This is a genomic window from Pseudomonas sp. PA-6-3C, from assembly GCF_021605825.1.
Taxonomy (GTDB): domain Bacteria; phylum Pseudomonadota; class Gammaproteobacteria; order Pseudomonadales; family Pseudomonadaceae; genus Aquipseudomonas; species Aquipseudomonas edaphica.
On sequence record NZ_WKDV01000088.1, the window covers coordinates 1 to 3,822 of the forward strand.

At 57.4% G+C, this 3,822-nt stretch carries 3 protein-coding genes and 1 pseudogene; 2 read left to right on the top strand and 2 right to left on the bottom strand.

What is annotated here, in order from left to right; genetic code table 11:
* Together GIW48_RS29505 and GIW48_RS29510 are read right to left on the bottom strand one after the other, a co-directional pair.
* A pseudogene (locus GIW48_RS29505) lies at window positions 1-268 on the bottom strand (DUF1493 family protein); the annotation flags it as partial.
* Between the two features lie 663 nt (window positions 269-931).
* Window positions 932-1,153: a hypothetical protein gene (locus tag GIW48_RS29510; RefSeq protein WP_236460971.1), complete on the bottom strand. Its 222-nt coding sequence runs from the start codon at window positions 1,151-1,153 to the stop codon at window positions 932-934.
* 163 nt (window positions 1,154-1,316) lie between these two features.
* Between GIW48_RS29510 and GIW48_RS29515 the strand changes: the two genes are divergently transcribed.
* Both GIW48_RS29515 and GIW48_RS29520 read left to right on the top strand, forming a co-directional pair.
* Window positions 1,317-3,254, top strand: a complete 1,938-nt coding sequence (locus GIW48_RS29515; protein WP_236460970.1) for a RecQ family ATP-dependent DNA helicase — start codon at window positions 1,317-1,319, stop codon at window positions 3,252-3,254.
* Between the two features lie 23 nt (window positions 3,255-3,277).
* Window positions 3,278-3,709, top strand: coding sequence for an acyl-CoA thioesterase (locus GIW48_RS29520; protein WP_017135378.1), 432 nt, complete (start codon window positions 3,278-3,280; stop codon window positions 3,707-3,709).
* Window positions 3,710-3,822: the final 113 nt, after the last annotated feature.

The window sequence follows — 3,822 nt, forward strand, 5'->3', positions numbered from 1 at the left end:
GGAGTGGGTGAGGGGGAGGGTTGCGTTGGCGGCGGAATTTGTTTCGGGTGAAAAAGAGACGGATGCCAATGATAAAGGCGAATGTCGGAAGACTGTCGAATTGTAATTCGCTCAGCCAGGAAGTGGCGACGATTAGAAGCATTGGTCCGGTGAGGATGAGGGCCAGTCCGAACCATTTTCTGAGCTCGGGATGCTTCAACTTACTATCGAGCAGGACAGTAAGGGCAATAAGAATGAGGAGCGAGCCCCAAGAGCTGTAGTCGACCATCGTTGAGTCCTTTCGATGTTCACGGTTTTTGCCGGGACAGTTGAGAGGTCACTAGTTTCGGTCATGTGAAGGGAGGTTATGTAGAGGGCTTGGCAGGTGTTTTGATCAGTTTGGGAAGAGGACTACACGGTGTTTGTCTGCTTCCCACAAAGCTTTCCGGAATTTTCGGTTTGACAGTGATTTTTTGGCAACACCCAGCCAATGTGGGAGTCGGGCTTGCCCGCGATGGCGGTGTGTCAGGCAATATTTCCCTGCCTGACACACCGCCATCGCGGGCAAGCCCGACTCCCACAGGTTTCCTGATCGTTCCCCCGCTCCTGCGTGGGAACGCCTCCCGTGACGCTCTGCGTCACCAATGCCCAAGCTTAAAGCCGTGCGCGGAGGTGGGACGCGGAGCGTCCCGGGCGGCATTCCCACGCAGAGCGTGCGGAACGATCAGTCAGGACGGGGTCATATTGATAGCGACGGAGCGAACCTTAGAAGTCAGCGTAATTTCGAGCAATAAACGTATGGTTTAACCACTTAGATCGTTCCCACGCTCCTGCGTGGGAATGCCGCCCGTGACGCTCTGCGTCACCAATGCCCAAGCTTAAAGCCGTGCGCGGAGGTGGGACGCGGAGCGTCCCAGGCGGCATTCCCACGCAGAGCGTGAGGAACGATCAGTCAGGACGGGGTCATGGGACGTTCGTCGCCTGACTGCATGGGGATCAACTGGGCATAGAGAGTGGATGCCTTGACGATAGGCAGTGCATTTGCGGAGAAGTCTTCGGGCGTTTCAAAGGCATGCACGGCCAGTTGCTCGGAAGTGGGTTTCGGCGGCGTTGCACAGCCCATCAGCAGCAAGGGCATTGCGAGGAGCAAAGAAAACGGTGGCATGCGAGACATTCACGACTCCTTGTCGGGGCTTGTAATCAAGCGTGCTACTGTCTGCATTTTTGCGCGGTCTTGCTGGTTTTCTCTGTATCAGTTTGTAGCGTTTATCCCCGACCTTTTACTGATCGCTGGTCTATGTTTTTGACTCGTTCAGCGGTCAATGGAGTGACAGCTTATGCACAACACCCTCCAACAGGTCTTTGGTTATCCACAGTTTCGTTTGGGCCAGGAGGCCGCGATCAGCGCGGTGCTGGCCGGTCGTTCGGCTGCAGCTATTTTTCCCACCGGTTCCGGCAAGTCTTTGTGTTATCAGCTGTCGGCGGTGCTGTTGCCGCACCTGACGCTGGTGGTGTCGCCGCTGTTGGCGCTGATGCAGGACCAGTTGGGTTTCCTGCAGCGCCATGGCATTTCTGCTGGCAGTATCGATTCGGCGCAGAGCCGTGAAGATGCCAATGAGGTGATGACCCGCGCGCGTTCGGGTGAGTTGAAGATTTTGATGATTTCCGTGGAGCGCTTAAAGAACGAGCGCTTCCGTAACTTCCTGCAAAGCGTGCAGATTTCCTTGTTGGTGGTGGATGAGGCGCACTGTATTTCCGAATGGGGCCACAACTTCCGCCCGGACTATCTGAAGCTGCCGGACTACCAGCGCCAGTTCAATATCCCACAAGCGCTGCTGCTGACGGCTACAGCCACGCCCAAGGTGATTGCCGACATGCAGGCCAAGTTCGCCATTGCGCCGGATGATGTGATCACCACGGGCTTCTACCGGCCCAATCTCAACTTGTTGGTAGAGCCGGTGAGCGGCCACGACAAACGCCGGCGCTTGGTCGAGTGGATGAGCGCGCGGGCCAATCAGCCGAGCATCGTTTACGTCACGTTGCAAAAAACCGCCGAGCAGATTGCCGAACACCTGAACCGCAATGGCATCCAGGCCGAGGCGTATCACGCCGGGTTGCCCCACGATAAACGCGAAGGTATCCAACAGCGTTTCATGGGCGGGCGCTCCAATTGCATTGTTGCCACCATCGCGTTCGGCATGGGCATCGACAAGAGTGATATTCGCAACGTGGTGCACTTCGACCTGCCCAAGTCTATCGAGAACTACAGCCAGGAAATCGGCCGCGCCGGGCGTGATGGACAGCCGTCCGATTGCCTGGTGCTGGCCAACCGCGACAGCCTCAATGTGCTGGAAAACTTTGTGTATGGCGATACGCCGGAGCAGGAGGGCATTCGCCGTGTACTGGAGGAGTTGCAGGCGGCGCGAAGCGAGGGCCAGTGGGAGTTCCTGCTGAGGTCGCTGTCGGACCACAGCAACATCCGCGAGCTGCCGCTCAAGACGCTGCTGGTGCAGTTGGAGCTCAAGGGTGTGATCGCACCGCGTTATGCGTTTTACGCCGAATACCGCTTCAAATACCTGATCGAGCCCGAGGCGTTGCTGGCGCGGTTTTCCGGCGAGCGGCAGCAGTTTGTCGCGGCGATCATCCAGGTATGTAAACGCGCCAAAACCTGGGCGACGGTGGATTTCGATGCGCTGTACCAACAGCACAATGCCGAGCGCAGCCGGGTGGTGAAGGCGCTGGACTACTTCCAGGAACAGGGCCTGATTGAGCTGGAAAGCAAGCAGATGACCGAGGTCTACAGCCTGCTCGATACCGACTTTGATCCACGGGTGCTGAGCGCCGAGTTATACACAGGCTTCAAGCACCATGAAGTGACGGAAGTGGCGCGGATCCACGCCATGCTCGAGCTTTTTGCTACCGAGCATTGCCTGGGGCAGCGTCTGGCCAAGTACTTTGGTGATGAAAATGCCCCTCAACGCTGCGGGCATTGTTCGGTATGCCACGGCCACGTCGCACATTTGCCGCCGCCGCCGAGTTTGCCGCCACTTGTGGATAAAAACTTCATGGGGCTGTGCGGTGATTTTATCCACAGGCATCATGAACACACCACGAACCTGCCAGAAGCGGAACGGCTGGCGCGGTTTCTCGGCGGTATCAGCGTGCCGCTGTTTACCAAGCTGAAGGCGCGGGGCATACCGGGTTTTGCTGCGCTGGAGGACTACCCATACGCCGAGGTGCGTGAGTGGGCGCAAGCCCACCTGAATGATCTGTAAACCCACTTTCCAGAGAACCGCCCATGCCTGACTCAATGCCGCAACGCGCCGACTACCGTCACTTCCAGCCGATCATCACGCGTTGGCACGACAACGATGTGTATGGCCATGTGAACAACGTCACTTATTACAGCTTTTTCGACACGGCGGTGAATACCTACCTGATTGAAGAAGGTGGGCTGGATATTCATGACGGTGAGGTGGTGGGGTTTGTGGTGAGTTCGGCGTGCGATTATTTCGCCTCGATCGCGTTTCCGGATCGCCTGGATATCGGCCTGCGGGTTGGAAAGCTTGGTAACAGCTCGGTGCAATATGAGTTGGCGGTGTTCAAGGCCGGCGAGGACGAAGCCAGTGCGGCGGGGCGCTTTGTGCATGTGTTTGTGGATCGGGCATCGAACCAGCCGGTGGCAATTGCGGGGAAGTTGCGCGAGGCGTTGGAGCGGTTGGTGGTATGAGACCCTTTTTCATGCAATGAAAATCAAATGTGGGAGCTGGCTTGTCGGGTCGCCGCATCGCTGCGATAGCGGTGGGTCAGGACGCACATCTAACCCTGACCCACCGCTATCGC

What these genes read in the sequence shown, in the direction of transcription:
- GIW48_RS29510 (WP_236460971.1), bottom strand. Translation starts at nt 1,153, where the DNA reads ATGTCTCGCATGCCACCGTTTTCTTTGCTCCTCGCAATGCCCTTGCTG.
- GIW48_RS29515 (WP_236460970.1), top strand. Translation starts at nt 1,317, where the DNA reads ATGCACAACACCCTCCAACAGGTCTTTGGTTATCCACAGTTTCGTTTG.
- GIW48_RS29520 (WP_017135378.1), top strand. Translation starts at nt 3,278, where the DNA reads ATGCCTGACTCAATGCCGCAACGCGCCGACTACCGTCACTTCCAGCCG.